This window comes from Burkholderia sp. MBR-1 (genome assembly GCF_013822785.1).
GTDB lineage: Bacteria > Pseudomonadota > Gammaproteobacteria > Burkholderiales > Burkholderiaceae > Burkholderia > Burkholderia vietnamiensis.
Genome location: NZ_CP053609.1, coordinates 569851 through 595913 on the forward strand (window position 1 = coordinate 569851; position 26063 = coordinate 595913).

Here is a 26063-nt window from a genome sequence, read left to right on the forward strand (position 1 = left end):
TCAGCCTCCGTATTCGTCGAACAGCGCATCGAGCGCGGCGAGGCTCGATGCGAACGGCGCGCATTCGCGAAAGCCCTGCTGCAGGAACGCTTCGATGCGCGGGTAGAGCGCGATCGCGCGGTCGAGCTGCGCGTCGCGGCCCGGTGCATAGGCGCCCACCGCGATCAGGTCGCGATTGCGCTGGTAGCGCGACAGCATCTGCTTGAACTGCCGCACGCGGTCGAGATGCCCTTCGTCGATCAGCGCGGTCATCGCGCGGCTGATCGACGCCTCGATGTCGATCGCCGGATAGTGGCCGGCCTCGGCGAGCGAGCGCGACAGCACGATATGGCCGTCGAGGATCGCGCGCGCGGAGTCGGCGATCGGGTCCTGCTGGTCGTCGCCTTCGGTCAGCACCGTGTAGAACGCGGTGATCGAGCCGCCGCCTTCCGGCCCGTTGCCGGTGCGCTCGACGAGCGCGGGCAGCTTCGCGAACACCGACGGCGGATAGCCCTTGGTCGCGGGCGGCTCGCCGATCGCCAGCGCGATCTCGCGCTGCGCCATCGCGTAGCGCGTCAGCGAATCCATCAGCAGCAGCACGTGCTTGCCCTGGTCGCGGAAATATTCGGCGAGCGAGGTCGCATAGGCGGCGCCCTGCATCCGCAGCAGCGGCGACACGTCGGCCGGCGCCGCGACGACGACCGAGCGCGCGAGGCCGTCCTCGCCGAGGATCTGCTCGATGAATTCCTTCACTTCGCGGCCGCGTTCGCCGATCAGCCCGATCACGATCACTTCCGCGCTCGTGTAGCGCGCCATCGTGCCGAGCAGCACCGACTTGCCGACGCCGGAACCCGCGAACAGGCCCATGCGCTGCCCGCGGCCGACGGTGAGCAGGCCGTTGATCGCGCGTACGCCGACGTCGAGCACGTGATGAATCGGTTCGCGATCGAGCGGGTTGATCGACGGCGCGGACAGCGGCGCGTCGACCTTCGCCGCGAGCGGGCCGAGGCCGTCGAGCGGGCGGCCCGACGCGTCGACGACGCGCCCGAGCATTTCCCAGCCGACCGGCAGCCGTTTCGCGCCCGCGAGCGGATCGGCAACGGGGGCGGCTTCGAGCGGCCACACGCGCGCGCCGGGCAACACGCCGGCCACGTCGGTGGTCGGCATCAGGAACAGGCGCTCGCCGGAGAAGCCGACGACTTCCGCTTGCGCGTACGGCAGCGTGCTGCCGGGGGGCAGCTCGATCGTGCATTCGGCGCCGACCGACAGCCGCAGGCCGATCGCTTCGAGCACGAGCCCCGCCGCGCGCGTGAGGCGCCCGCAGGGCCGCAGCGGCAGCGCGCGCTGGCTGCGCGTCGCGAGCGTGTGCAGATGCGTGCGCCAATGTTCGAGGTGCGGATTGTGCGGCGCGTGCCGCGTGTCGGCCGGCGCGCTCGCGGCGGCGGGCTCTGCGCCCGGCGCGCCCTCGGGCCCGAACGACGCGAGCGCGAGTTCGCGCTCGAGCGGCGTCAAGCCGTCGTGCGCGAGCTGCTCGGGCGAGCGCGTCACCACGTGCTCACCTTGCCGATCGCGGCGGCGACGCGCTGCCAGCGGGTGGGCAGCGTCGCGTCGACCTCGCCGGTGGCGGCGTGCGCGCGGCAGCCGCCGCGTTCGATCGATGCGTCGGTGCGCACGCTCCAGCCGAGCGTGTCGAGATCGTCCTGCAGATAGGCTTCGACGACGGGCAGGTCGGCCGGATTCACGACGAGATGCGGGGCGCCGGACAGCGCCGGTTCGGCGGCGAGCACGTCGCGCACGGCCGCGACCAGCGCGGCGGGATCGTGCTTCACGTGCTGACGCACGACCTGCTGCGCGATGTCGAGCGCGAGCTGCGCGAGATCGGACGCGAGATCGTGCTCGGCCTGCGACACGGCCTCGCGAAACGATACGGCCAGCGCGGCAAGCTGCGCGGCCTGCTCGCGGGCTTCGGCCTGGCCGGCCGCATAGCCCTGCTCGCGGCCCTGCTCGAAGCCGGCCTGGTAGCCGCGCGCCTGGCCGTCGACGTGGCCGGCCGCGTGGCCTTCCGCATGGGCGGCGTCGCGCACGCGCTGCAGTTCCTCGGCGAGCGCGGCGGCCGCGGCGGCCGCGTCGTCGGGCGGCGGAGGCGGCGGGGGCGGGTCGAACGACGCCATCTCCCACCGCTGGTACGCGGTGAGCGTGGCGCGATCGCGCGCGGCATCAGACATATGCGTCTTCCGCCTTGCCGCCTAGCACGATCTGGCCGCTCTCGGCGAGATTGCGCACGATCTGCAGGATGCGGCGCTGCTGCGTCTCGACTTCGGACACGCGCACCGGGCCGCGCGCGTCGAGATCCTCGGCGAGCAGCTCGGCTGCGCGCTGCGACATGTTCGCGAGGAACTTCTGGCGCAGCGCGGGCGGCGCGCCCTTCAGCGCGATGATCAGCGTCTCGGATTCGACTTCCTTCAGCACCATCTGGATCGCGCGATCCTCGAGGTCGAGCAGGTTCTCGAACACGAACATCTGGTCGACGATCTTCTGCGCGAGATCGGCGTCGTACTGGCGCACGTTTTCGAGCACGCCTTCCTCATGATGGCTCGTCATGAAGTTCAGGATCTCGGCCGCGGTGCGGATGCCGCCCATCGGGCTGCGCTTCAGGTTGTCGCTGCCGGACAGCAGGCCGGTCAGCACGTCGTCGAGCTCGCGCAGCGCGGCCGGCTGGATGCCGTCGAGCGTCGCGATCCGCAGCAGCACGTCGTTGCGCAGCCGTTCGGTGAAGCACGACGCGATTTCCGACGCCTGGTCGCGATCGAGGTGCACGAGGATCGTCGCGATGATCTGCGGATGCTCGTTCTTGATCAGCTCGGCGACGGCGGCCGAATCCATCCACTTCAGGCCTTCGATGCCGCTCGTGTCGCTGCCCTGCAGGATCCGGTCGATCAGCACGCCGGCCTTGTCCTCGCCGAGCGCCTTGGTCAGCACCGAGCGGATGTAGTCGCCGGAATCGAGCGACAGCGCGGTGTGCTGCTCCGCTTCGCGCGCGAACTCCTGCAGCACTTCCTCGACCTGCTCGCGCGTGACGTTCTTCAGCGCGGCCATCGCGGCGCCGATCTTCTGCACCTCGCGCGGCGCGAGGAACTTGAATACTTCAGCGGCCTCTTCCTCGCCGATCGACATCAGCAGGAGCGCGCTCTTGTTCAGGCCTTCAGCGTTCATCGGACACCCAGTTCTTCACGACGGTGGCGACGATCTTCGGATCCTGGCGGGCGATCGTGCGCGCGTAGTCGAGGTTGCGTTCGTAGCGGTTCTTCTCGTTCTCGAAGCCGAGCAGCATCGGATCGGGCTCGGCGGCCGCCTCCGGCGCGGGCAGGCCGTCGAGCACGACCGTGTCCTCCGGCGCCGCGAGCGCCGGCGCGGGCGGCTCGGGCGGCGGGAACGCGCGGCGCATCGCCGGGCGCACGAACATGAAGTAGAGCGCCGCCGCGGCCGCCGCGATGCCGAGCCACTTCGCGGCTTCCTTCGCCATCTCGATCATGTCCGGCTGGCGCCACCACGGCAGGTCGGCGTACGGGTCGTTCGCGGTCGAGAACGCGCTGTTCACGACGTTCACCGAGTCGCCGCGCTTCTCGTCGTAGCCCATCGCGTCCTTCACGAGCTGCTCGATCTGCGCGAGCTTCGCGGGCGGCAGCGGCTGCATCGTCACGTGGCCCTTCGCGTCGGCCACCGGCTGATAGTTGACCACCACCGCGACCGACAGCCGCTTCACGTTGCCCATCGGCTGCTCGACGTGGCGGATCGTCTTGTCGAGCTCGTAGTTGGTCGTCTGGTCCTTGCGGTCGCTCACCGGCGTCGACTGCGGCCCGCTCTGGCCGTTGCCCGCGACGATCGGCGCGGACGCCGGCTGCGGCGGCGTGTTCGACAGCGCGCCCGGCACGCCCGACGCGCCGCCCTGCGCGAGTTCGGTCGCGCTGCTGGTCTGCTGGCTGCGGATCGCGGCCTGCTGCGGCGTGCCGTTCGGGCCGTAGCTTTCCGAGGTCTGTTCGAGCTTCGAGAAATCGATGTCCGCGCTGACCTGCGAGCGCGCGTTGCCGGTGCCGAAGATCGGCGCGAGGATCGAATCGATGCGCTTCTGCGTATTGCGCTCGACCTGCTGCACGTACTTGAGCTGGCTCGCGTCGAGGCCGGACGCCGAGGCCGGCTGCGTCAGCAGGTTGCCGTCCTGGTCGACGATCGTCACGTTCTTCGCCGGCATGTCGGGCACGCCCGACGACACCATTCGCGTGATCGCCTGCACCTGGCCCTCGTCGAGCACGCGGCCGGGGTAGAGGTCGATGAACACCGACGCGCTCGGTGCTTCCTTGTCGCGCACGAACACCGACGGCTTCGGGATCGCGAGATGCACGCGCGCGCCGCGCACGGCGTTGATCGATTCGATCGTGCGCTGCAGCTCGCCTTCGAGCGCGCGCTGGTAGTTCACCTGCTCGGCGAACTGGCTGATGCCGAATTTCTGGTTGTCCATCAGCTCGAAGCCGACCGAGCCGCCCTTCGGCAGGCCCATCGCCGCGAGCTTCAGCCGCGTTTCGTGCACCTGGTTCGACGGCACCAGGATCGCGCCGCCGGCGTCGGCGAACTTGTAGGGAACGTTTGCCTGCTGGAGCGCGGCGATGATCGCGCCGCCGTCACGGTCGGACAGGTTGCTGTAGAGCACGCGATAGTCGGGCGTGCGGCTCCACAGCACGAGGGCGGTAATCGCGGCGATCGCAAACGCGACGGCGATCAGGAACGGCAGCTTCGGGTTGCCCTTCATCCGTGCGATGCCCGGAATCCGTTCCGCGAAGCCGCCGAACCCGAAGTCAGCGCCGGCAGCGCCCGCGCCCGGCAACGCGGCGGCCGCGGTTGCGCCTGGCACCGGGCCGGCGAGGCCCGTGCGAGCGTCGGGGTTGATCAGCGAGTTGGCCTGCGAATCCATGCGAGGAGTTTCTCCGGAGCGGGACGACTGAGCCGCTCAGGCGAGCGGACGGACAATGACACGATGCGATTATCGGGACCGGAGCGCGACTCCGATCGCCCGAAAAGAGCCGGGTTTCCCCCGTACTTTCTCGGCTTTGGCGCGGGCCGCGCTGCTATCCTTTTTCGCTATCCGGCATGGTGCGCATGGTGCGGCGCCGGCGGATCGCCCGGGACGTCCGGGTCTCTTCTCTTGTGTCTGGGGACAGCATGGTTGCCAACGTCAGCGGAATCGGGTCGGTATTGCAACAAATGCAGGCGATGGCCGCGCAGGCGAACGGCGGCGTGGCCAGCCCGGCGGCGGCGCTCGCCGGCTCGGGCGCGGCCACGGCGGGGACCTTCGCGAGCGCGATGAAGGCGTCGCTCGACAAGATCAGCGGCGACCAGCAACATGCGCTCGGCGAGGCCCGCGCGTTCGAGGTCGGCGCGGCGAACGTGTCGCTGAACGACGTGATGGTCGACATGCAGAAGGCCAACATCGGCTTCCAGTTCGGCCTCCAGGTCCGCAACAAGCTGGTGAGCGCTTACAACGAGGTCATGCAGATGTCGGTGTGACGTCCCGCGGGCGGGGCGGCCGCGTGCGCGCCTAAAGGTTTTCAATTCCCTTCCGATAACTCCGGAACAGGGCCGCGTCGTGCGATGCAGGGCGGCGGCTACCGCATAGCCAACGCATCACAAGGAGAAGCGCATGTTTTCGCCAGGGCACGCTGGAGCCAGCGCATACGCGCGCGTCGGCGTCGAGACGGGCGTGATGGGCGCGTCGCCGCACCGGCTGATCGCGATGCTGTACCAGGGCGCCCGCCAGGCGATCGCACTGGGGCGCATGCATTTGCAGCAGGGCAACGTGGCCGCTCGCGGCGAAGCGATCGGCAAAGCCATCTCGATCGTCGAGAGCGGGCTGCAGGCGTCGCTGAACCGCGACGTCGGCGGCGAGATCGCCGCGCGGCTCGACGCGCTGTACACCTACATGGGCCGCCGGCTGCTGCAGGCCAACGCGCAGGGCAGCGACGCGATGCTGGTCGAGGTCGACGGGCTGCTCGCCACGCTCGAGGAAGCGTGGACGGGCATTGCGCCCGAAGTCGCCCGGATGGCCGCGCAGCAGGCTGCGGATGCGGCCAGATGAACGGCAAGGCCCAATACTTCGCTAGCTACGAGGCGCTCGCGGCCGTGTCCGGCCAGATGCTGAGCGCTGCGCGCGCTGCCGACTGGAGCGTGTTGCCGGCGCTGCAGGTGGAGTTCCTGCGCCTCGTCGACGAGTTGAAGGAGGCCGCACCGGGCGTTGCGCTCGACGAGCCCGAGCGGGGCCGCAAGCTCGAATTGATTCGCCGGATCCTGGCCGACGACGCCGCGATCCGCGATCTCGCCAGCCCGGACATGGCCCGGCTGTCGGGGCTGTTCGAGGCGCGCCGCTCGAGCCGCGTATTGACCGATCTGTATCGCGCGCGCGGGTAAGGCCCGTTTGCCGGGGCGGCGCTTGCCGCGGGCCCCGATTCCGGATTTGCAACGAAGTGGCTGAGGTGAGCAGGCTCCGATCATGACCGGTATCGACCCCGTTGCGGCCGCCTTGCTGACGAGCCGCATCGACAGCCTGCTGACCACCGTGACGGCGCCCGCCGGCAGCGGCGCCGCGCAGGTCGGCACGCCGGGCGCCGGCGTGGCGTCGGCGGCGCCTGCGCTCGCGCAGCCGGCCGCGCCGCCCGCTTCGGCCCAGACCGCGCTGTCCGACGTCGCGCTGGTGCTCGATGCGATCTCGCGTTCGGGCGGCGTCGCGACGCCCGCGATCGCCGGGCGCGCACCGCTGCTGGCCGATCCGACCGTGCTGCTGAATGCGCTGACTGCGTCGCCCGACGGCGCGCAGCCGGGCGTGGCCGCTGCGGCGGCGTCTGCGCCTGCTTCGTCTTCTTCTCCTTCTTCTTCAACGCCATCGGCCGCGACCGCCGCGAACGCCGCCGCGGCCGTGCGCGATACGCCCGCCGCGCCGCCCACGGCGGCGCTGCGCGCGGCGCTCGCGCAGGCCGTGAGCGAAAGCGGCCTGTTCTACGAATCGCATCTCGCGCAGTGGCTTGCCGGCCAGCGTCCGCTCGCCGCGCTGATGCGCGAACCGCAGGCGCGGCTCGCGACGGTGCCGGTGCAGACGGCCGCCGACGCCGCGCAGCACGACGCACCCGACCCGCTCGACGAACTGCTCGCGCAGCGCGCGCCGCTGCCGGCTGCGCGCGCCGCCGTGTCGTCCGGTGCGTCGGCAGCGGGCAGCGCCGCGCCGCATGCATCGATGCCGAACGCGTCGGCGGCCGCGCGCGGTGGTGCGCCGGGCGCGGCCGGCATGGCCGATCCGCTCGGCGAACTGCCCGACGCGCACTGGGCGACGCCCGCGCGCGCCGCGCTGGCCGCCGCGTCGGCCGATCCGCAGGCGCAGCCGCAGTCGTCGGCGGCCGTGCATCCGGCGGCCGTCGCGATCGTGCGGCAGCAACTCGATGCCCTCGCGACCGACCAGTTCCGCTGGACCGGCGAAGCATGGCCGGGCGCGCGGCTCGACTGGACGATCGAGCCGAACGACCCGGGCGGCCGTGCGCCGCGCGGCGGCGACGGCGACGCGGGCGACGGCATCGCGTGGCGCACGCGGCTCACGTTGACGCTGCCGTCGCTCGGCACCGTCGACGCCGAACTGGTGCTGAACGGCGCGCAACTCGTCGCGCGCCTGCGCGCGAATTCGGCCGGTGCGGGCCGGCTGACGCGTAACGAGGCCGCGCTGCGGCAGCGCTTCGAAGGCTCGGGGCTGCGGCTCGGCGGCCTGTCGATCCGCGCGGTCGGCGACGCGCCGGACGGCTTCGACGCGTTCGTCGCGCAGGCCGCCGCCGCCGCGTATGCGCGGGGCGGCGCGGGCGGCACGCCGGACGTCGACGAAACGGTGCCGCGATGAGCATGGGTTCCCGCAAGCGCGCGGCCGCGCTGGTCTACGATCCGAAGGGCGGGGACGCCGCGCCGCGCGTCGTCGCGAAGGGCTACGGGCTGGTCGCCGACATGATCGTCGAGCGCGCGCGCGATGCCGGCCTGTACGTGCATACCGCGCCGGAGATGGTGTCGCTGCTGATGCAGGTCGACCTCGACGACCGGATTCCGCCGCAGCTTTACCAGGCCGTCGCCGATCTGCTTGCCTGGCTGTACGCGCTCGATCGCGCCGAGCCGGAGCGTGAGCCGGACGGCGCCGCGCACTTTCCGCTGCCGGCACTGCGACGCTGAGCGTCGCGCGGGTTCGCTCGTTCGTTTCGTTGCTTGCCTGCGCTGTTGCGTCGGTGTCGGCTGGCGCGGGCTTTCTTCCCGTATCTCGCCGTAAATCTGCCCGATCAGCCGCCGATCGGTGGGCATTCCCGTCTATTCGCTCCTCGTTCCGCGCGCGCCGTGCGATGCAGACGGATTGAGCTGCATCCCGCTTTATGTAATGATATCCATTCTCATTATCATATTGACCGGGCGGCGCACGTTCCACGTGGCGCCGCTCGTCGTGTCGAACGAATGGAAGCTATTGCGTGAACGCGCCTGAAACGATCGCCCCGCCGCGGGCCGACCAGCCCGCCGCGGGCGTCACCGTGCTGCGACCGGCCGTGCGTCCGGCGAGCGACGCCGAGCTGGCGGCGCGCCGCCGCCGTTCGCGCCGCGCGACCTTCATCAAGTGGCTGCGCAAGGTGCACGGCTGGGTCGGACTGTGGGGCGCGGTGCTCGGCCTGCTGTTCGGCGTGACGGGCGTGCTGCTCAACCATCGCGCGGCGCCGTTGAAGATTTCCACCGGCGAGCCGCAGGTCGAGCAGCTGCAGCTCGCGCTGCCGGATCCGGCGCCGCGCTCGCCCGCGGCGATGACCCGCTGGCTGCAGCAGGAACTGCACTTCGAAGGCCGGCCGGGCCGTGTACGCAAGGAGCCGGCGCAGGCGGTCGCGTGGGGCGACCGGCGCGTGATGCAGCCGGAGCACTGGCAGATCGGCGTGTTCGGACCGCACCAGAACGTGCAGGCCGACTACTGGGTCGGCAACGGCTACGTGTCGGTGAAGCGCACCGCCAATACGTTCGCCGGCACGTTGAGCAGCCTGCATCGCGGCGTCGGCATGGGCATCGGCTGGGTGTTGCTGATGGATACGATCGCGGGGTCGCTGATCCTGTTGTCGCTGACGGGCGTGTTGCTGTGGACCGAGCTGAACAAGCGTCGCACGGTCGGCGTCGTGCTGGTGGCCGGCTCGGTTGCCGCGGCGCTTGCCGCGGGATTCGCGTAAGGCGACCGGATCGACGCTGCGGCGACCCCGCACACACCGCTCATCGCGCCCGCCAGCGTCACGACCCGCAGGTCGCGCCGCTGCTCGCCGCGAGTTCGCGCGCGGCCTTCGCGCCTTCCACCTGCAGGATCGTCGGCAGCGACACGTTGTTCTTCGCGGCCGTCACCTCGGCGAGGATCGAGATCGCAATTTCCGGCGGCGTGCGGCTGCCGATGTAGATGCCGGCCGGCCCGTGCAGCCGCGCCAGCTCGGCCTCGCTCAGATCGAATTCGCGCAGCCGCTCGCGCCGCGCCGCATTGTTGCGGCGCGAGCCGAGCGCGCCTACGTAGAACGCGGGCGTCTTCAGCGCCTCCATCAGCGCGAGATCGTCGAGCTTCGGGTCGTGCGTGAGCGCGATCACGGCGGAGCGCGCGTCGAGCTTCATGTCGAGCACCGTGTCGTCTGGCATCGTCCGCACGACCCGCGTGCCCGGCACGTCCCATCCATCCGTGTATTCGTCGCGCGGATCGCAGACCGTCACCTGATAGTCGAGCCCCGCCGCGATCTGGCACAGGTAGCGCGACAACTGCCCCGCGCCGATCACGAGGATCCGGTAGCGCGGCCCGTGGATCGTCACGAGCCGTTCGCCGTCGAACGCGAGCGCGTCGGCGGCCTGTGCCGGCGACAGCGACGCGTGGCCGGTCGCGAGCGTCATCGTGCGCGTGACGAGGCGGCCGGCCTCGACCTGTGCGCACAGCTCGGCGATCCCGCTGTCGCGCGTGAGCGGCTCGAGCACCAGCTGGATCGTGCCGCCGCACGGCAAGCCGAAGCGATGCGCTTCTTCGGCGGTGACGCCGTACTTCACCGCCTCCGGCCGCGCGTCGGCCGCGATGCCCGCGGCATGAACGCGCGCGATCAGATCGTCCTCGATGCATCCGCCGGACACCGAGCCGACCACCAGCCCGTCTTCGCGCACCGCGAGCATCGCCCCCTCGGGGCGGGGCGACGAGCCCCAGGTCTTCACGACCGTCACGAGCAGCACGCGGCGCCCGTCGGCGAGCCAGCGCGCGCTGGATTTCAGTACATCGAGATCGACGCTGTCCATGATGTTTTCCCGTTGCCGGACGGTCTGCGGCTCCCGACCGTCGTTCGATGGCGGGATTATGAACCGCACCGCGCGCGCGTGCTGCCAGCGTGCGCGTGTGGGGCGCAAATGGCGAGGATCGGGCAAGAGATCGGGACGATCAGGCAGCGCCCGCGCGCGGCAATGGCGCGGCGCGGTTGTGGCGGAGGAGGAAGGCGGAGGCGGAGGCGCTGCGCGCCGCACGGGGCCGGGCGGCCCGGTGCGACGTTGCAGCCGCACGCGCTGCGTGGGTGCGCGGCTGCATCTGCCATTTCACGTGCGAACGCACGTGCGCGTGGCGTCAGTGCGCGTCGTGCTGGCCGCGCGCCAGCTTCGAGTGGTGGCGCGAGTACAGGAAGTAGATCACGAGGCCGATCACGAGCCAGATGCCGAACGCGGCCCACGTGATGGGCTGCAGGTTCAGCATCAGGAACAGGCACGCGCCGACCGCGAGGATCGGCACCACCGGCACGCCGGGGCAGCGGAACGCGCGCGGCAGCTCGGGGTGCGTGCGGCGCAGCACCAGCACCGCGATCGACACCATCGAGAACGCCGCGAGCGTGCCGATGTTGATCAGCTCGGCGAGCACGTTCAGCGGCACGAGCGCCGCGATCAGCCCGAAGAACAGGCCGACCAGCCAGGTCGTCAGGAACGGCGTCGCGTAGCGCGGATGCACGTGCGACAGCATCGCCGGCAGCAGCCCGTCGCGCGACATCGCGAAGATGATCCGCGTCTGGCCGTAGCTCATCACGAGGATCACGGTCAGCATGCCGAGCACCGCGCCGAGGTCGATGAAGCCGGCCACCCACTTCTCGCCGGCGATCTGCAGCGCATACGAGATCGGGTGCGACACGTTCGCGTACTGCGCCGACGGCACGATGCCGGTCGCGACGGCCGCGACCGTCACGTACAGCACCGCGCACACGGCCAGCGACGCGATGATGCCGATCGGCAGGTCGCGCTTCGGATTCTTCACTTCCTCGGCCGCCGACGACACCGCGTCGAAGCCGATGAACGCGAAGAACATCACGGCCGCCGCGCCGAACACGCCGTTCCAGCCGTGCGGCATGAACGGCTTCCAGTTCGCGGGCGTCACGTGGAACAGGCCGACGGCGATCACGAGCAGCACCACCGACACCTTGATGAACACCATGACGTTGTTGATGCGGGTCGATTCGCGGATGCCGATCGACAGCAGCGTCGTGATCACCAGCATCACCAGGAACGCGGGCAGGTTGAACCACGTGACGGTGCCGGGGATCGCGCCTGGCGCGGCGGTCAGCACGGTCGGCAGCGACAGCCCGAAGCCCTGCAGCAGCGACTGCAGGTAGCCCGACCAGCCGACCGACACGGCCGATGCCGCGAGGCCGTATTCGAGCATCAGGTCCCAGCCGATGATCCACGCGACCAGCTCGCCGAGCGTCGCGTACGAATAGGTGTAGATCGAGCCGGCGACCGGAATGGTCGACGCGAACTCGGCATACGACAGCGCCGCGAGGCCGCACGCGATCGCGGCGATCACGAACGACAGCATCAGCGCGGGGCCGGCCTGCACGGCGCCGGTGCCGGTCAGCACGAAGATGCCGGTGCCGATGATCGCGCCGATGCCGAGGAAGGTGAGATCGATGGCGCCGAGCGCTTTCTTGAGCCCGGCGGCGTGCGCGCCGGCGATCATGCGATCGACGTTTTTCTTGCGGAAGAGGGACATTGCGGGGTAGGTCTCCAGCGCGCGCGAACACGGCCGCGCCGACTGAGTGAAAAACCCGGAATTTTAGCCGATTTGGCGCAGAAGACCCGTTGCGGCGCAGCGGCGCGCTGCGAAATCGTCCGATAAAACAAGCGCTTGCGCGCTGCGCGGGCGGCGCGTCGCCGGTGTGGGGAAGGCCGCGGCGCGGGTCGAACCTGCGCCGAACGGGTGAAGCGGGTGAAACGTGCGGCGAGCATGAGATCCCGCCGAACGAAGCGAAGCGCCCGATGAAGCGCCCGCCAAGCGGCAGTCGCTCAGCTGCTCAGCCGCCCGACGCGGGCGCCATGTCGACGAGCCGGTTGCTCATCACGTAGAACGTCAGCTCCGCGTTGTTCGACAGCCGCATCTTCTCGAGCAGCCGCGAGCGGTACACGCTCACCGTCTTCACCGACAGCGACAGCGTGTTCGCGATGTCGGTGAGGCGCTTGCCCGACGCGAGCATGCAGAGCGTCTGGTATTCGCGGTCGGACAGCTTCTCGTGCGGCAGCGGCTCGTTCTCGAACGACACGTATTCGGCGAGCGCCTCGGCCATCGCCGGGCTCACGTACTTGCGGCCGGCGGCGACCTGCTGGATCGCGCCGATCATCTGCGCGGCGTTCACCGTCTTCGACAGATAGCCGGCCGCGCCGGCTTTGAGCGCGCGCACCGCGTACTGATCCTCGCGGTACATCGAGAACATCAGCACGGGCGCGTTCGGCAGCTTGCGCTTGATGCGCTTGAGCACCTCGATGCCGTTCGTATCGGGCAACGAAATGTCGAGCAGGATCACGTCGAAGGTCTGGCGGTCGACGGCGGCCATCGCGTCGCTGCCGGTCTCGGCTTCGGTGACCTCGCGCGCGATGCCGCGATCGATCAGCAGGTGGCGGATCCCTTGCCGGACGATCGCATGATCGTCGACGAGCAGGATGTTCAAGCTCATGTCGACCTCACGAACGCGACGCGCGGCGCGCGACGGCGGGCACCGCGAACAGCGAATCCCATGCGAAGCGCGCGACCACGCGCGTGCCGCGGCCCGACGCCGGCTTGCCGGCGTCGAAGCTGCCGCCGAACGCTTCGCAGCGCGCGCGCATGCCGGCGAGGCCGTAGCCGACGCGCCGGCCGCGCGCGAAACCGCGGCCGTCGTCGCTGACGATCAGGGCCAGATGGGTGGCGTCGGTGTCGATGCGCACGTCGGCGGACGTCGCGCGCGCATGCTTGGCGACGTTCGACAGCGCTTCCTGCGCGACGCGGAAGATCGCCAGCGCGCTCGCGCCCGCGAGCTGGGTGAGGCGGGCGTCGGCCGCGCACACGAAGCTGGTGCGCAGCCCGGTGCGCGCCGCATGGCTGTCGACCCACGTCGACAGCGCGCCGACCACGCCGCCATCGAGCGGCGGCGTGTCGCGTTCGTCGATCAGCCGGCGATTCGCGTCGGTCGCGGCGTCGAGCGCGCGCTGCGCGAGTTCGACCGCGCGCACGCAGCCTTCCGGCGCATCGGCCGGCAGCCAGGTCAGAACGTTGGCGAGCGCGAAACGCGCGGCGGTGAGTTCGGCGCCGAGCCCGTCGTGCAGCTCGCCGGCCAGATAGCGGCGGGCGGCTTCGTCGGCGGCCATCAATTGCGTGGACAGCGCCGCGATCCGTGCAGCAGATGCGTCGCGTTCGGGGAGAGTGTCAATCATCGGATCGGCAGCGGCGTCGCGGGGCGCGAACGGCTGCGACTGGAACGGGGCGTGAGCGCCGGAGGGCGCATTGAGCAACGTATCCATGATTCTCCCTGCTGTCAGAAGCGGTTCAGACACCGGCTGGCTGAGTGGCCCGATTGCCGTTTCCATGACGGTCGCCGCCAGAGAATCGCCCATCGCCGAAGTAACAAAAGTTACAACTCGTAACGTTTTTGTCCGACCCTTTCATGACCCTCCGAACAGCAACCGCTCGGGCCGCATCATATCTCAAAATTTTCGAAAAATTCATGACAGGCGGACATTTAAGGGTAAATGTGCACAATCGGCTTGAAGGTGTTGTAGGAAAAACACCGACGGGAAAATACCGGTTCCACCCGTATCGAAATGTAACTATTTCGGGATGAATAGTCTCAGTTTGTTACGAATTCGCCAAGTGGGGACAAAAAAAAACCGGAGCCAAAGCTCCGGTTTGTTGACCGCGGACAATTTCCGGGGACCGATCAGTCCACGAAGGCGCGCTCGATCACGTAGTGTCCGGGCGCGCTGTTCTTGCCCTCGACCAGGCCGGCCTGCTTCAGCAGGTCGGTGGTGTCCTTCAGCATCGCGGTGCTGCCGCACAGCATCACGCGGTCGTGTTCCGGCGAGAACGGCGCCACGCCGAGATCGGTGAACAGCTTGCCGGTCGCGATCAGATCGGTGATCCGGCCTTCGTTGTCGAACGCTTCGCGGGTGACCGTCGGGTAGTAGACGAGCTTTTCCTTGATGATGTCGCCCAGGTACTCGTGGCCCGGCAGGTCGTGCTTGATGTAGTCCATGTACGCCAGCTCGCCCTTCAGGCGGCAGGTGTGCGTCAGGATGACCTTGTCGAAGCGTTCGTAGATGTCCGGATCGCGAATGATCGACATGAACGGCGCGAGGCCCGTGCCCGTCGACAGCATCCACAGCGTCTTGCCCGGCAGCAGGTTGTCGGCGACCAGCGTGCCGGTCGGCTTCTTGCCGATCAGCACCGTGTCGCCCACCTTCAGATGCTGCAGGCGCGACGTCAGCGGGCCGTCCTGGACCTTGATGCTGAAGAATTCGAGGTGATCCTCGTAGTTCGGGCTGACGATCGAGTAAGCGCGCGCGAGCGGCTTGCCGTCGACCTCGAGGCCGACCATCGTGAATTCGCCGTTGTTGAAGCGCAGGCTCGGTTCGCGGCTGCAGGTGAAGCTGAAAAGCGTGTCGGTCCAGTGGTGGACGGATTGGACGGTGGCGGTGTCGTATTTGCTCATGGCTTTGAAAGCGGACGCGCGTCGCTAACGCGTGTAACGAGCCCAAAAACGGGCAAAAAAACCGAGTGCAGCGGCCCGATCGCGGATCGGCCGGCCGGCGCGTCGGACACGCGCCTTCTCGATGACAGACGTTTGAGTAACTCGGTATTTTACCCTGCTTGGGGCAGATGCGGGCTTGACCCGCGCGGCTGCGCGGATTTGGCGCAACGAATCATTTCATCCGGCTTGCGCCGGGCGGCCCCGCGCGCGGCGCTGCGCGCGGGCGCGCGCGTCACCGCGGTTACTGCGGATCGAGCCGCAGCCGCGCGATGTAGGGCAGGTGGTCGGACAGCCAGGCCGTCTCGCCGGACGGCGCCTGCCATTCGAGCGGCGTCAGCCCGCGCACGAACATCTTGTCGAGCGCGAGCGCCGGCGAGAACGCCGGGAACGTGCGGCCCGACTCGCCGAGCAGCGTCGCGACCTCGGACAGCCCGATCTCGCCGAACAGCGCCACCGAATCGTTGCGCCAGTCGTTGAAGTCGCCGGCCAGCACGAGCGGATCGTCGCCCGCGTTGCGCACGATCCAGTGCGCGATCCAGTGCATCTGGCGCAGCCGCGCGGCGCGCGTGAGCGCGAGGTGCGCGCACAGCAGCGTGACGGGCCGCGCGCCGGCGAGCGTCGCGCGCGCCACCAGCAGCCCGCGGCGCTCGAAGCGGTGCGCGGAGATGTCCCAGCGGCCGCCGAGATCGAGCGGATGCGGCGACAGGATCGCGTTGCCGTGCCGCCACGACGGTTTGAACACGTTCGGCCCGAGCGCGATCTGCCAGTCGAGCGCCTGCGCGATCTCGGTGGCCTGGCAGTGCCAGACGTCGTCGCCGGCCTCTTCCATCGGCGCGCCGAAGCCCGGTGCGAGCATCGGGCGCGGCATGCGGCGGGCCATCGCTTCCTGCAGGAAGTACACGTCGGCGTGCGTCGACTGCATCCAGTTGCGCATCGCGTTCCACGCGGTGAAGCCGAGCGGCGAGCGGCCCTTGTGCAGGTTCCAGCTGACCGCGGTGATTTCGTCGGGCGCCGCGTGCGGTTCGGCGAACGGCAGGGATAGTGCGTCTGCGGACATGGCGTTCAGTCCCTGGCGACGTGCGCACGCACGCGATAGACGAGATGCGGATGCTGGTCGACGAGCGTCCAGTCGGTCCATGCCTCGCCGCCGACCGCGAGCCCCGGATGACTCGCGGCGATCTGCCGCGGCGACGCGGGCACGCACGGATCGCCGCGCGGCGTGTCGTCGTCGTCGAGGGTTTCCTGCACGTCGAGCGCGAGCGAGACGGTGTGCGCGGCGTCGTCGACGGACAGCGGCGCGACCGTGACCGCGCGCGAGCGCTCGGTCGGCACGACGCGCGCGGCATTGCCGCAGCCGACGGGCACGGCGGACGGATAGCGATGGGTATCGGTGCGGGTTTGACCGACGGTGGTGCGCTGCTGGAACGTGTCGATGGTCTGACCGTCGCGCACCACCTGGATCTCCCATGCGACGACGGCCGGTGCGGGGCTTTGCGCATGGGCCGCGAGCGCGCAGCTCGCGAGCAGGACGGCCAGGCCGTGCTTCAGCATGAAACTTCTCCGGAAAACGCGGGTAGCGTGGAACGGACGCACATCTTACGCCCGATCGATCGGCGCGGTCGCGCGAGCGAATGCACCGTCCGGGGGCGCAGCACGATCCGGTCCTGATCGAAAGGTAGGTGCGGGCCGCGTGTTTTCAAGCGAAAAAGCGGGTGAACTCGGCGACGCTCGCACGCTCGGTGACGAGACGGTTCTCGATCGCGTGCGGGTCCGCGTGGCCGAGCGACATTCCGCAGACGAGCTGCTCGTTGGCCGGTATCCCGAGGTGCTCGGCGACGATCCGGTGAAACGGCACGAACGCGGCCTGCGGGCAGGTGTCGAGACCGCGTGCGCGCGCGGCCGTCATCACGGCCTGCACGAACATCCCGCAGTCGAGCCACGCGCCGAGCGCCATCACGCGATCGAGCGTGAAGAACAGCGCGACCGGCGCATCGAAGAAGCGGAAATTGCGCGCGTGCTGCGCATGCATGCGCGCCTTGTCGTCGCGGCCGATGTTCAACAGGCCGTACAGGTCCCAGCCGACCTTGCGGCGCCGGTCGACGTACGGCGACACCCATTCGCGCGGGTAGTAGTCGTACTCGGCGACGTATTTCTCGTCGCGCGCGGGATCGTCGTACGCGGCGGTGAGCGCCGCCGCGAGCGCGTCGCGCGTCGCGCCGGTAGCGACGTACACGCGCCACGGCTGGATGTTGGTGCCGGACGGCGCGCGGCTCGCGGCTTCGAGGATCGCCTCGAGCGTGTCGCGCGGCACCGGGGTCGGCAGGAACGCGCGTATCGCGCGGCGTGACTTGAGCGCGGCATCGACCGCGTCCACAGTGCGGAGCGCGTCGGCGTCGACGCGCGAGGCGGCATCGGGAAAGGACATCGGCAACCCTTCGGAACGAAGCGCGCCGCGTCGTGCGGGCGCAGTGCGCGAGGACGGCGAGGCCGGCGAGGCGGCCCGTGAACCGTCGATCATACGCCGCGGCGCGCGCCGCTGCAGCGTGCGCGCGTGTTAGCAGCAGAGCGCGGCGGCTGCTTGCTTGCGCGCCGACGCGGGATCGTTACACTGAAATCGTCGGGGTCCGATGGCCGGGCGACGGCAGCACGAGCGAGGTTGGTATGACGACGGCGATGGTGAAACAGGAACTGGCGGTGGCGTCCTTCAGCACGGTGTACGACCTCGAGCAGGTCGAGACCGCGCTGAACGATCTGAACGAGAGCGCGAGCGATGCGCTGCGCGCGACCTACGAGCGGATGCTCAAGACCGGCAATCTGCGCTTTTGCGTTAAGCCGAACCGGATGCCGTCGTTCGACGCGCTCGGCGAAGCGCTGCCCAATTTCACCGAGCCGCTCGACGACATGCGCAAGCAGGTCGCGCTGTGTCTCGAGACGGACGACCGGCTCGAGCTGATGCCGATCCTGCTGCTCGGCCCGCCGGGGATCGGCAAGACCCATTTCGCGAAGGCGCTCGCGCAGCTGCTCGGCACCGCGTATCACTACGTGCCGATGAGTTCGCTGACGGCCGGGTGGATTCTGTCGGGCGCGTCGTCGCAATGGAAGAACGCGAAGCCGGGGAAGGTGTTCGATGCGCTCGTCAACGGCAGCTACGCGAACCCGGTGATCGCCGTCGACGAGATCGACAAGGCCGGCAGCGACGCGCAGTACGATCCGCTCGGCGCGCTGTACGCCTTGCTCGAGCACGACACCGCGCGCGCGTTCGTCGACGAATTCGCCGAGGTGCCGATCAATGCGGGCAACGTGATCTGGATCGCGACCGCGAACGACGCGCATGCGATTCCCGAGCCGCTGCTGAACCGGATGAACGTGTACGAGATCGCGCCGCCCGACGCGGCCGGCGCGCGCCGCATCGCGCAGACGATCTACGACGAGATCCGCACGTCGCATGGATGGGGACGGCGCTTTCCCGAGACGCTCGATGCCGACGCGCTCGACGTGCTCGCGGCGACGCCGCCGCGCACGATGCGCCGCGCGCTGCTGCATGCGTTCGGCGCCGCGCGGCTCGACGGGCGCGACGTGATCGCGCCGGCGGACATCCGCGCCGACGAGGGCGCCGCGAAGCGCAGGCCGATCGGCTTCTGAGTCGGCGGCGGCGCGCGGCCGGCCACGACGTGTGCGTGGCCGGCACGCGCGCGAACCGGGACGTACAATCGCCGTGTGTTCCCTCGACGCGTGAGCGACGCGAAACGCCATGGAGCAGACGGATTGTGTGGTGATCGGCGCGGGTGTCGTCGGTCTGGCGATCGCGCGCGAGCTTGCCGCGCGCGATCGCGAGACGATCGTGCTCGAAGCGGCCGATGCGATCGGCACGGGCATCAGTTCGCGCAACAGCGAGGTGATTCACGCGGGGCTCTACTATCCGCGCGGCTCGCTGAAGGCGACCTCGTGCGTGCACGGGCGCGATCTCCTGTATCGATTCTGCGAGACGCATCACGTGCCGCACCGGCGCGTGGGCAAGCTGCTGGTCGCGACGAGCGCCGCGCAGGTGAAGCAGCTGAAGGCGATCGCGGCCCGCGCGGCGGAAAACGGCGTGCTCGACCTGTTGCCGCTCACGCGCGCCGAAGCGCAGACGCTCGAACCGGCGCTCGAATGCGTGGAAGCGCTGTTCTCGCCCGAGACCGGCATCGTCGACAGCCATCAGCTGATGCTCGCGCTGCTCGGCGACGCGCAGCGCGACGCCGCGACGTGCGCGTTGCAATCGCCGGTCGAGTCGATCGACGTGTTGCGCGGCGGGCGCTTCGTCGTTCGCACCGGCGGCGCTGCGCCGACCGAAATCGAGGCCGCGTGCGTCGTCAACAGCGCGGGGCTCGGCGCGCAGGCGCTCGCGCGCCGCACGCGCGGGCTCGACCCGCGCTGGGTGCCGCCGCTCTACCTCGCGCGCGGCCACTACTTCAGCCTCGCCGCGCGCGCGCCGTTCTCGCACCTCGTCTATCCGATGCCCGATCGCGCCGGGCTCGGCATCCACTTGACGCTCGACCTGGCCGGACAGGCGCGTTTCGGCCCCGACGTCGAATGGGTCGACGCATTGCGCTACGACGTCGATCCGGCGCGCGCGCAGGGGTTCTACGCATCGATCCGCGCATACTGGCCCGGCCTGCCCGACGGCGCGCTGCAGCCCGCGTACGCCGGAATCCGGCCGAAGCTCGCCGGGCCCGGCGAGCCGCCGGCCGACTTCGTCGTGCAGGGGCCGGCGCAGCATGGCGTGCGCGGGCTCGTCAATCTGTTCGGCATCGAGTCGCCGGGGCTGACCGCGGCGCTCGCGCTCGCGCAGCGCGTCGGCGACATCGCGTCGCGCACCTGACGCGCACCTCACGCGCACCTCACGCGTAGCGTCCGCGCGCGGGCCGCCCGACGCGGCTTCGCTGCGCCTGCGAAATCCGTTATCTCCGGCATTTCGGCGCGCACATTTGTTCGCCGCGCGGTTATTCTGTCGAGCGGCCGTCGCCAGAACGGCTTTCAAACCGATAACGTTGGAGCGAGTCCCCATGAAAGCAACCCGTCGGAGTTTCCTGATCGCGAGCATCGGCGCCGTGTCCGCGCTTGCGCTGTCGCGCGAAGCGCTGGCCGATGCGCCGATGCTGTCGGAAACCGATCCGACCGCGGTGGCGCTCGGCTACAAGTCCGATGCCACCAAGGTCGACAAGGCGAAGTATCCGAAATACGCGGCGGGCCAGGATTGCGCGGCCTGCATGCTGTATCAGGGCAAGAAGGGCTCCGCGTCGGGCCCGTGCGGTGCGTTCCCCGGCAAGCAGGTGTCGGCGAAGGGCTGGTGCAGCGCATTCTCGAAGATGGGCTGACGTCGGTGGCGGCATCGTGCGATGCCGCAATGTGGCGAAAACCGCAAAACGCCCGCCATCGGACGATGGCGGGCTTTTTTATGCTTGAAATCGGTTTCTTCGCTTTCTACACTCGCTGCACACCAGCGCGCCGCGAACGCTCCCGTGCGATCCGCGACCGCCCGACACGGCGAATTCACGAGGACGAGGCACGCATGGCGACGATTGCGAATTCAACCAAGACGGTCCGGCCCGAGCGTGCGCTGAACCGGCGCGCGGTCGCGGCGGCCGTGATCGGCAACGCGCTCGAGTGGTACGACTTCACCGTGTTCGGCCTGATGACGGTCGTGATCGCCGAGCTGTTCTTCCCGACTTCCAGTGAATACGCGTCGCTGCTGCTGACGACCGCGACGTTCGGCGTCGCATTCTTCATGCGCCCGGTCGGCGGCATCGTGCTCGGGCTGTACGCGGACCGCGCGGGCCGCAAGGCCGCGCTGTCGCTGGTGATGCTGCTGATGACGGCCGGCATCTTCCTGCTCGCCGCCGCGCCGCCGTATGCGGCGATCGGCATCGGCGGCCCGCTGCTGATCGTGCTCGGCCGTCTGTTGCAGGGCTTCTCGGCCGGCGGCGAATTCGGCAGCGCGACCGCGCTGCTGATCGAAGCCGCGCCGTTCTCGAAACGCGGCTTCTACGGCAGCTGGCAGATGGCGAGCCAGGCGGCCGCGCTGCTGATCGGCGCGCTGGTGGGCGCGGCCGTCACGCGCGGGCTGTCGCACGACGCGCTGCACAGCTGGGGCTGGCGCGTGCCGTTCGTCCTCGGGCTCGTGATCGGGCCGATCGGTTTCTACATCCGTCGTCATCTCGACGATTCCGAAGCATTCCTGCATGCCCAGCAGAGCGCGCGCCGCGCGACGCTCGGCGAAGTCTTCACGCGCCATCCGCGCGAGGTGCTGTGCGGGCTCGGCTCGGTGATCGCGCTCACCGTGACCATCTACGTGCTGATCATCTATCTGCCGACCTTCGCGGTGAAGCAGCTGAAGCTGCCCTATGCTCAGTCGTTCTACGCAGTGATCATCGGCAACCTGCTGCTGATGGTGCTGTCGCCGATCGCCGGCGCATGGTCCGATCGCATCGGTCGCAAAGGGCTTTCGCTGTGGTCGCTCGTGCTGACGCTCGCGTTGATGTATCCGCTGTTCGTGTGGCTCGACGGGGCGCCGAGCATCGGCCGGCTGATCGTCGTGCACGCGGTGCTGGCGGTCACGCTCGCGGGCTACTACGGGCCGTTCGGCGCGATGATCGCCGAACTGTTTCCCGCCAACGTGCGCTCGACCGGGCTGTCGATCGCATACAACATCGCGGTGATGATGTTCGGCGGCTTCGGCCAGTTCATCGTCACGTGGCTCATCAAGACGACCGGCTCGCCGCTCGCGCCGACCTACTACGTGATGGCCGGGCTCGCGCTGTCGATCGTCGCGGTCGCATTCGTCCCCGCGCGCAGCGCCGACCTCGACGCACCCGCCTGACGATGCGCTGCAACACGCGCACCGGCGCCGTTCCGGGCGTGCAGCCATGCGCGCGCGGAGCGCAACGAGCGCGATGAGCATGACTTCGACGTGACGGCCCGTCCGCGCACGCAGCCGAATTGTTTAGTTGTAGAAGGAAACAGGCGCACGATTGGCGCATCCGCCGCTCGCGCATGCGGCGCGACCGTTCCGCGCCCGCGCTACCCCGGCAAAAAGCCGCGCGCACGCAACTAAAAGAGTTTTTTCTCCAGCTTGTTGCGCAATCCATAGCTCAAGTAATATCCGCGTACCCGGCCCATGGGGACCGGTTCCGATCTGGAGACCTGGAGGAAACATGGAATACAACCGTCTGTTGCACAGCCTGCGTGTTACCGCCATTGCAGGCGTGGCAGCAGCATCGCTCGGCGTCGCGGGTTCTGCCTTCGCGCAGATTCCGAACAAGACGCTCGTCTACTGCTCAGAAGGCAGCCCGGCGGGTTTCGATTCCGCGCAATTCACCACCGGCGTCGATTTCACCGCCGCCACGTTCACCGTGTACAACCGTCTCGTCGAATTCGAGCGCGGCGGCACCAAGGTCGAGCCGGGCCTCGCGGAGAAGTGGGACGTGTCGTCCGACGGCAAGGTGTACACGTTCCACCTGCGTCACGGCGTGAAGTTCCACACGACCGACTTCTTCAAGCCCACGCGCGAGTTCAACGCGGACGACGTCGTGTTCACGTTCGAGCGCATGCTCGATCCGAACCAGCCGTTCCGCAAGGCGTACCCGGTGTCGTTCCCGTACTTCACCGACATGGGCCTCGACAAGCTCGTCACGAAGGTCGAGAAGGTCGATCCGTACACCGTGAAGTTCACGCTCGCCGAGCCGAACGCGCCGTTCATCCAGAACATGGCGATGGAATTCGCGTCGATCCTGTCGGCCGAATACGCGGATCAGCTGATGAAGGCCGGCCGCGCCGCCGACATCAACCAGAAGCCGATCGGCACCGGCCCGTTCATCTTCCGCAGCTACACGAAGGACGCGACGATCCGTTTCGATGGCAATCCAGACTATTGGAAGAAGGGCGCGGTGAAGCTGTCGAAGCTGATCTTCTCGATCACGCCGGATCCGGGCGTGCGCGTGCAGAAGATCAAGCGCAACGAATGCCAGGTGATGAGCTATCCGCGTCCGGCCGACATCGCGACGCTGAAGGCCGACTCGGGCATCGACATGCCGTCGCAGCCGGGCTTCAACCTCGGCTACCTGGCATACAACGTCGAGCACAAGCCGGTCGACAAGCTCGAAGTGCGTCAGGCGCTCGACATGGCGATCAACAAGAAGGCGATCCTCGAATCGGTCTACCAGGGCGCCGGCCAGGCCGCGTCCGCACCGGTGCCGCCGACCCAATGGTCGTATGACAAGAACCTGAAGATGGCCGCCTACGACACCGCGAAGGCGAAGGCGCTGCTCGCCAAGGCAGGCTTCCCGAACGGTTTCGAGATCACGCTGTGGGCGATGCCGGTGCAGCGCGCGTACAACCCGAACGCGCGGCTGATGGCCGAGATGATCCAGGCCGACTGGGCGAAGATCGGCGTGAAGGCGAAGATCGTCACCTACGAATGGGGCGAGTACATCAAGCGCGCGCACGCGGGTGAGCAGGACACGATGCTGATCGGCTGGACCGGCGACAACGGCGACCCGGACAACTGGCTCGGCACGCTGCTCGGCTGCGAGGCGATCAAGGGCAACAACTTCTCGCACTGGTGCTACAAGCCGTTCGACGAGCTGGTGCAGAAGGGCCGCACGACGACGGGCCAGGACGCGCGCACGAAGATCTACATGCAGGCGCAGCAGATCTTCGCGCAACAGCTGCCGTTCTCGCCGATCGCGAACTCGACGGTCTACCAGCCGGTCCGCAAGAACGTGGTCGACATGCGGATCGAACCGCTCGGCTACGCGCGCTTCGACGGAGTCGGCGTGAAGTAATACGGCCCGTATAAGCTGTCCAGAAGACCGAGACCGGCTCATACCTCATCCGGCGGCGGGAAGCCAAAAGCTTCCCGTCGCCGGTCGCACATTTCCCACAAGAAAATACGAGACGCATCATGTTCACATTCGTGTTGCGCCGCGTGGGGATGGTGATCCCGACCTTCATCGGCATCACCATCCTGGCGTTTGCGCTGATTCACCTGATACCGGGCGACCCCATCGAAGTGATGATGGGCGAGCGCGGCGTCGATCCCGCGATGCATGCAGAGGCGATGAAGCGCCTCGGGCTCGACCAGCCGTTGCCCATGCAATATCTGCACTACATCGGCCGGGCGCTGCATGGCGACCTCGGCACGTCGATCATCACCAACACCAGCGTCGCGGGCGAATTCTTCGCGCGCTTTCCGGCGACCGTCGAACTGTCGCTGTGCGCGCTCGTGTTCGCGCTCGTGGTCGGGCTGCCGGCCGGCGTGATCGCCGCGCTGCGGCGCGGCTCGGTCGTCGATCACGGCGTGATGGGCACCGCGCTCACCGGCTACTCGATGCCGATCTTCTGGTGGGGGCTGATCCTCATCATGGTGTTTTCGTCGTATCTCGGCTGGACGCCCGTGTCGGGCCGCATCGCGGTCGAATACGACTTCCCGCATCCGACCGGCTTCATGCTGATCGACGCGCTGCTCGCGCCGGACGAAGGCTCGTTCAAGTCGGCGGTCAGCCACCTGATCCTGCCCGCGATCGTGCTCGGCACGATCCCGCTCGCGGTGATCGCGCGGATGACGCGCTCGTCGATGCTCGAAGTGCTGCGCGAGGATTACATCCGCACGGCGCGCGCGAAAGGGCTGTCGCCGGCGCGCGTGGTGGTCGTGCATGCGCTGCGCAACGCGCTGATCCCGGTCGTCACCGTGATCGGCCTGCAGATCGGCACGCTGCTTGCTGGCGCCGTGCTGACCGAGACGCTGTTTTCGTGGCCCGGCGTCGGCAAGTGGCTGATCGATGCGATCGGCCGCCGCGACTATCCGGTCGTGCAGGGCGGCATTCTGCTGATCGCGACGCTCGTGATCGTCGTGAACCTGGTCGTCGACCTGCTGTACGGCGTGCTGAATCCGCGCATCCGCCACACGAGGTAACTCCATGAGCAATCTGCAAAATACCCTGCCGACCGAATCCGCGCCGGCCGGCGGCCGCGCGCTCGCGCTGCGCGAGTTCTGGGCCAACTTCTCGCGCAATCGCGGCGCGGTCGGCGCCGGCCTCGTCGTGCTCGTGCTGATCCTGGTCGCGCTCCTCGCGCCGCTGATCGCGCCGCACAGCCCCGTCGAGCAATACCGCGACTACGTGAAGATTCCGCCCGCGTGGCTCGCCGGCGGCAACTGGCAGTTCATCCTCGGCACCGACGAAGCCGGGCGCGACATCCTTTCGCGCCTGATGTTCGGCGCGCGCATGTCGTTCTGGATCGGCTTCGTGTCGGTCGTGCTCGCGCTGATCCCCGGCATCGTGCTGGGCCTCGTCGCCGCGTTCTTCCAGAAATGGGCCGACACGCCCGTGATGCGCATCATGGACGTGCTGCTCGCGCTGCCGTCGCTGCTGCTCGCGGTCGCCGTCGTCGCGATCATCGGGCCGGGCCTCACCAACACGATGTTCGCGATCGCGATCGTCGCGCTGCCGGCCTACGTGCGCCTCACGCGCGCGTCGGCGCTCGGCGAGCTGCAGAAGGAGTACGTGACGGCGTCGCGCGTGGCCGGCGCCGGCACGCTGCGCCTGATGTTCTCGCAGGTGCTGCCGAACTGCACGGCGCCGCTGATCGTGCAGGCGACGCTCGGCTTCTCGTCGGCGATCCTCGACGCGGCCGCGCTCGGCTTCCTCGGCCTCGGCGTGCAACCGCCGACCGCCGAGTGGGGCGCCATGCTCGCGTCCGCGCGCGACTACATCGACAACGCATGGTGGATCGTGACGATGCCGGGCCTGTCGATCCTGATTTCGGTGCTCGCGATCAACCTGCTCGGCGACGGGCTGCGCGACGCGCTCGATCCCAAACTGAAACGGATGGCCTAAGATGAAACGAACCCCACGCTTGCTTCGTTCGCTGCCGAGCGGAGTTGGCGCTTCGGCGCTTACTCCGCTCCCATGCACGGCGCCCCCCAAGGGGGCGGTCATCCTCTTTGGGACGGCCCGGCGGAGG

At 68.9% G+C, this 26063-nt stretch carries 26 protein-coding genes; 14 read left to right on the forward strand and 12 right to left on the reverse strand.

Going from position 1 to position 26063, the window contains the following annotated elements; genetic code table 11:
• The 4 genes from fliI to fliF are packed head-to-tail and all read right to left on the reverse strand — an operon-like array spanning position 1 to position 4945.
• Positions 1-1530, reverse strand: a complete 1530-nt coding sequence (gene fliI, locus MBR110_RS02665; protein WP_034192475.1) for a flagellar protein export ATPase FliI — start codon at positions 1528-1530, stop codon at positions 1-3.
• A complete protein-coding gene (fliH, locus tag MBR110_RS02670) occupies positions 1524-2204 on the reverse strand; it encodes a flagellar assembly protein FliH (RefSeq protein WP_011886304.1) in 681 nt (226 codons plus the stop codon). The genes fliI and fliH overlap by 7 nt, the downstream gene beginning before the upstream one ends.
• Positions 2197-3192 carry a flagellar motor switch protein FliG gene (fliG, locus tag MBR110_RS02675; RefSeq protein WP_011886303.1) on the reverse strand — a complete coding sequence of 332 codons (996 nt, stop codon included), beginning with the start codon at positions 3190-3192 and terminating at the stop codon, positions 2197-2199. The genes fliH and fliG overlap by 8 nt, the downstream gene beginning before the upstream one ends.
• Positions 3182-4945, reverse strand: coding sequence for a flagellar basal-body MS-ring/collar protein FliF (fliF, locus tag MBR110_RS02680; protein ID WP_014723838.1), 1764 nt, complete (start codon positions 4943-4945; stop codon positions 3182-3184). Before fliF ends, fliG begins: the two co-directional genes overlap by 11 nt.
• A 248-nt stretch (positions 4946-5193) precedes the next feature.
• Between fliF and fliE the strand changes: the two genes are divergently transcribed.
• The 6 genes from fliE (at position 5194) to MBR110_RS02710 (ending at position 9245) form a co-directional block, all read left to right on the forward strand.
• A complete protein-coding gene (gene fliE / locus MBR110_RS02685) occupies positions 5194-5538 on the forward strand; it encodes a flagellar hook-basal body complex protein FliE (protein WP_011886301.1) in 345 nt (114 codons plus the stop codon).
• A 133-nt stretch (positions 5539-5671) separates the two neighbouring features.
• Positions 5672-6106, forward strand: coding sequence for a flagellar export chaperone FliS (gene fliS, locus MBR110_RS02690; protein ID WP_011886300.1), 435 nt, complete (start codon positions 5672-5674; stop codon positions 6104-6106).
• Positions 6103-6435, forward strand: a complete 333-nt coding sequence (locus tag MBR110_RS02695) for a flagellar protein FliT (RefSeq protein WP_011886299.1) — start codon at positions 6103-6105, stop codon at positions 6433-6435. Before fliS ends, MBR110_RS02695 begins: the two co-directional genes overlap by 4 nt.
• Positions 6436-6517: 82 nt before the next feature.
• Positions 6518-7903 (forward strand): flagellar hook-length control protein FliK, encoded by a 1386-nt coding sequence (fliK, locus tag MBR110_RS02700; protein WP_059462208.1) that lies wholly within the window; start codon positions 6518-6520, stop codon positions 7901-7903.
• Positions 7900-8223 carry an EscU/YscU/HrcU family type III secretion system export apparatus switch protein gene (locus MBR110_RS02705; RefSeq protein ID WP_014723834.1) on the forward strand — a complete coding sequence of 108 codons (324 nt, stop codon included), beginning with the start codon at positions 7900-7902 and terminating at the stop codon, positions 8221-8223. Before fliK ends, MBR110_RS02705 begins: the two co-directional genes overlap by 4 nt.
• A 287-nt stretch (positions 8224-8510) precedes the next feature.
• Entirely contained in the window at positions 8511-9245 is a 735-nt protein-coding gene (locus MBR110_RS02710) for a PepSY-associated TM helix domain-containing protein (protein ID WP_011886296.1), read from the forward strand.
• Positions 9246-9303: 58 nt separating this feature from the next.
• Here the strand turns inward: MBR110_RS02710 and MBR110_RS02715 are convergent, their stop codons facing one another.
• The 4 genes from MBR110_RS02715 to rqpS form a co-directional block, all read right to left on the reverse strand.
• A complete protein-coding gene (locus MBR110_RS02715; RefSeq protein ID WP_014723832.1) occupies positions 9304-10329 on the reverse strand; it encodes an XdhC family protein in 1026 nt (341 codons plus the stop codon).
• Positions 10330-10648: 319 nt separating this feature from the next.
• Positions 10649-12055: an amino acid permease gene (locus MBR110_RS02720; RefSeq protein ID WP_045578699.1), complete on the reverse strand. Its 1407-nt coding sequence runs from the start codon at positions 12053-12055 to the stop codon at positions 10649-10651.
• Between the two features lie 301 nt (positions 12056-12356).
• Positions 12357-13013, reverse strand: a complete 657-nt coding sequence (gene rqpR, locus MBR110_RS02725) for a response regulator transcription factor RqpR (RefSeq protein ID WP_011886293.1) — start codon at positions 13011-13013, stop codon at positions 12357-12359.
• 7 nt (positions 13014-13020) lie between these two features.
• Positions 13021-13836, reverse strand: a complete 816-nt coding sequence (gene rqpS / locus MBR110_RS02730) for a quorum system sensor histidine kinase RqpS (protein WP_175983891.1) — start codon at positions 13834-13836, stop codon at positions 13021-13023.
• On the opposite strand from rqpS, the gene MBR110_RS02735 reads away from it, so the two are divergent.
• On the forward strand, positions 13820-14083 hold the full coding sequence (locus MBR110_RS02735) for a hypothetical protein (RefSeq protein ID WP_131753889.1): 264 nt from the start codon (positions 13820-13822) through the stop codon (positions 14081-14083). The two genes, rqpS and MBR110_RS02735, sit on opposite strands and share 17 nt — an antisense overlap.
• Positions 14084-14252: 169 nt before the next feature.
• Here the strand turns inward: MBR110_RS02735 and MBR110_RS02740 are convergent, their stop codons facing one another.
• From MBR110_RS02740 to MBR110_RS02755, 4 genes are all read right to left on the reverse strand, one after another.
• Complete coding sequence (locus MBR110_RS02740; protein WP_011886291.1) at positions 14253-15023, reverse strand: ferredoxin--NADP reductase; 771 nt, start codon at positions 15021-15023, stop codon at positions 14253-14255.
• Between the two features lie 280 nt (positions 15024-15303).
• Positions 15304-16119 (reverse strand): endonuclease/exonuclease/phosphatase family protein, encoded by an 816-nt coding sequence (locus MBR110_RS02745; RefSeq protein WP_011886290.1) that lies wholly within the window; start codon positions 16117-16119, stop codon positions 15304-15306.
• A gap of 5 nt (positions 16120-16124) precedes the next feature.
• Positions 16125-16613, reverse strand: a complete 489-nt coding sequence (locus MBR110_RS02750) for a hypothetical protein (RefSeq protein WP_014723829.1) — start codon at positions 16611-16613, stop codon at positions 16125-16127.
• A 145-nt stretch (positions 16614-16758) separates the two neighbouring features.
• Complete coding sequence (locus tag MBR110_RS02755) at positions 16759-17487, reverse strand: nitroreductase (RefSeq protein WP_011886288.1); 729 nt, start codon at positions 17485-17487, stop codon at positions 16759-16761.
• Positions 17488-17723: 236 nt separating this feature from the next.
• Between MBR110_RS02755 and MBR110_RS02760 the strand changes: the two genes are divergently transcribed.
• From MBR110_RS02760 to MBR110_RS02790, 7 genes are all read left to right on the forward strand, one after another.
• Complete coding sequence (locus MBR110_RS02760; protein ID WP_011886287.1) at positions 17724-18704, forward strand: AAA family ATPase; 981 nt, start codon at positions 17724-17726, stop codon at positions 18702-18704.
• A gap of 109 nt (positions 18705-18813) precedes the next feature.
• Positions 18814-19923, forward strand: a complete 1110-nt coding sequence (locus MBR110_RS02765; protein ID WP_181709155.1) for an NAD(P)/FAD-dependent oxidoreductase — start codon at positions 18814-18816, stop codon at positions 19921-19923.
• Positions 19924-20107: 184 nt separating this feature from the next.
• Complete coding sequence (locus MBR110_RS02770) at positions 20108-20419, forward strand: high-potential iron-sulfur protein (protein WP_181709156.1); 312 nt, start codon at positions 20108-20110, stop codon at positions 20417-20419.
• A gap of 194 nt (positions 20420-20613) precedes the next feature.
• Positions 20614-21921, forward strand: coding sequence for an MFS transporter (locus MBR110_RS02775; protein ID WP_011886284.1), 1308 nt, complete (start codon positions 20614-20616; stop codon positions 21919-21921).
• A 334-nt stretch (positions 21922-22255) separates the two neighbouring features.
• Positions 22256-23884 (forward strand): ABC transporter substrate-binding protein, encoded by a 1629-nt coding sequence (locus MBR110_RS02780; protein WP_034192483.1) that lies wholly within the window; start codon positions 22256-22258, stop codon positions 23882-23884.
• A gap of 119 nt (positions 23885-24003) precedes the next feature.
• Positions 24004-25014, forward strand: coding sequence for an ABC transporter permease subunit (locus MBR110_RS02785; RefSeq protein ID WP_011886282.1), 1011 nt, complete (start codon positions 24004-24006; stop codon positions 25012-25014).
• 4 nt (positions 25015-25018) lie between these two features.
• Positions 25019-25936: an ABC transporter permease subunit gene (locus MBR110_RS02790; RefSeq protein WP_011886281.1), complete on the forward strand. Its 918-nt coding sequence runs from the start codon at positions 25019-25021 to the stop codon at positions 25934-25936.
• Positions 25937-26063 lie beyond the last annotated feature (127 nt).

Bases quoted from the DNA above. Each gene is read 5' to 3' on its own strand.
- MBR110_RS02780 (WP_034192483.1), top strand. From the start codon at position 22,256: ATGGAATACAACCGTCTGTTGCACAGCCTGCGTGTTACCGCCATTGCA.
- MBR110_RS02705 (WP_014723834.1), top strand. From the start codon at position 7,900: ATGAGCATGGGTTCCCGCAAGCGCGCGGCCGCGCTGGTCTACGATCCG.
- MBR110_RS02720 (WP_045578699.1), bottom strand. From the start codon at position 12,055: ATGTCCCTCTTCCGCAAGAAAAACGTCGATCGCATGATCGCCGGCGCG.
- fliG (WP_011886303.1), bottom strand. From the start codon at position 3,192: ATGAACGCTGAAGGCCTGAACAAGAGCGCGCTCCTGCTGATGTCGATC.
- fliH (WP_011886304.1), bottom strand. From the start codon at position 2,204: ATGTCTGATGCCGCGCGCGATCGCGCCACGCTCACCGCGTACCAGCGG.
- rqpS (WP_175983891.1), bottom strand. From the start codon at position 13,836: ATGGATACGTTGCTCAATGCGCCCTCCGGCGCTCACGCCCCGTTCCAG.
- MBR110_RS02695 (WP_011886299.1), top strand. From the start codon at position 6,103: ATGAACGGCAAGGCCCAATACTTCGCTAGCTACGAGGCGCTCGCGGCC.
- MBR110_RS02770 (WP_181709156.1), top strand. From the start codon at position 20,108: ATGAAAGCAACCCGTCGGAGTTTCCTGATCGCGAGCATCGGCGCCGTG.
- MBR110_RS02775 (WP_011886284.1), top strand. From the start codon at position 20,614: ATGGCGACGATTGCGAATTCAACCAAGACGGTCCGGCCCGAGCGTGCG.
- MBR110_RS02750 (WP_014723829.1), bottom strand. From the start codon at position 16,613: ATGCTGAAGCACGGCCTGGCCGTCCTGCTCGCGAGCTGCGCGCTCGCG.
- fliE (WP_011886301.1), top strand. From the start codon at position 5,194: ATGGTTGCCAACGTCAGCGGAATCGGGTCGGTATTGCAACAAATGCAG.
- fliS (WP_011886300.1), top strand. From the start codon at position 5,672: ATGTTTTCGCCAGGGCACGCTGGAGCCAGCGCATACGCGCGCGTCGGC.
- MBR110_RS02740 (WP_011886291.1), bottom strand. From the start codon at position 15,023: ATGAGCAAATACGACACCGCCACCGTCCAATCCGTCCACCACTGGACC.
- MBR110_RS02790 (WP_011886281.1), top strand. From the start codon at position 25,019: ATGAGCAATCTGCAAAATACCCTGCCGACCGAATCCGCGCCGGCCGGC.
- MBR110_RS02785 (WP_011886282.1), top strand. From the start codon at position 24,004: ATGTTCACATTCGTGTTGCGCCGCGTGGGGATGGTGATCCCGACCTTC.
- MBR110_RS02745 (WP_011886290.1), bottom strand. From the start codon at position 16,119: ATGTCCGCAGACGCACTATCCCTGCCGTTCGCCGAACCGCACGCGGCG.
- rqpR (WP_011886293.1), bottom strand. From the start codon at position 13,013: ATGAGCTTGAACATCCTGCTCGTCGACGATCATGCGATCGTCCGGCAA.
- fliK (WP_059462208.1), top strand. From the start codon at position 6,518: ATGACCGGTATCGACCCCGTTGCGGCCGCCTTGCTGACGAGCCGCATC.
- fliF (WP_014723838.1), bottom strand. From the start codon at position 4,945: ATGGATTCGCAGGCCAACTCGCTGATCAACCCCGACGCTCGCACGGGC.
- MBR110_RS02715 (WP_014723832.1), bottom strand. From the start codon at position 10,329: ATGGACAGCGTCGATCTCGATGTACTGAAATCCAGCGCGCGCTGGCTC.
- MBR110_RS02765 (WP_181709155.1), top strand. From the start codon at position 18,814: ATGGAGCAGACGGATTGTGTGGTGATCGGCGCGGGTGTCGTCGGTCTG.
- MBR110_RS02755 (WP_011886288.1), bottom strand. From the start codon at position 17,487: ATGTCCTTTCCCGATGCCGCCTCGCGCGTCGACGCCGACGCGCTCCGC.
- MBR110_RS02760 (WP_011886287.1), top strand. From the start codon at position 17,724: ATGACGACGGCGATGGTGAAACAGGAACTGGCGGTGGCGTCCTTCAGC.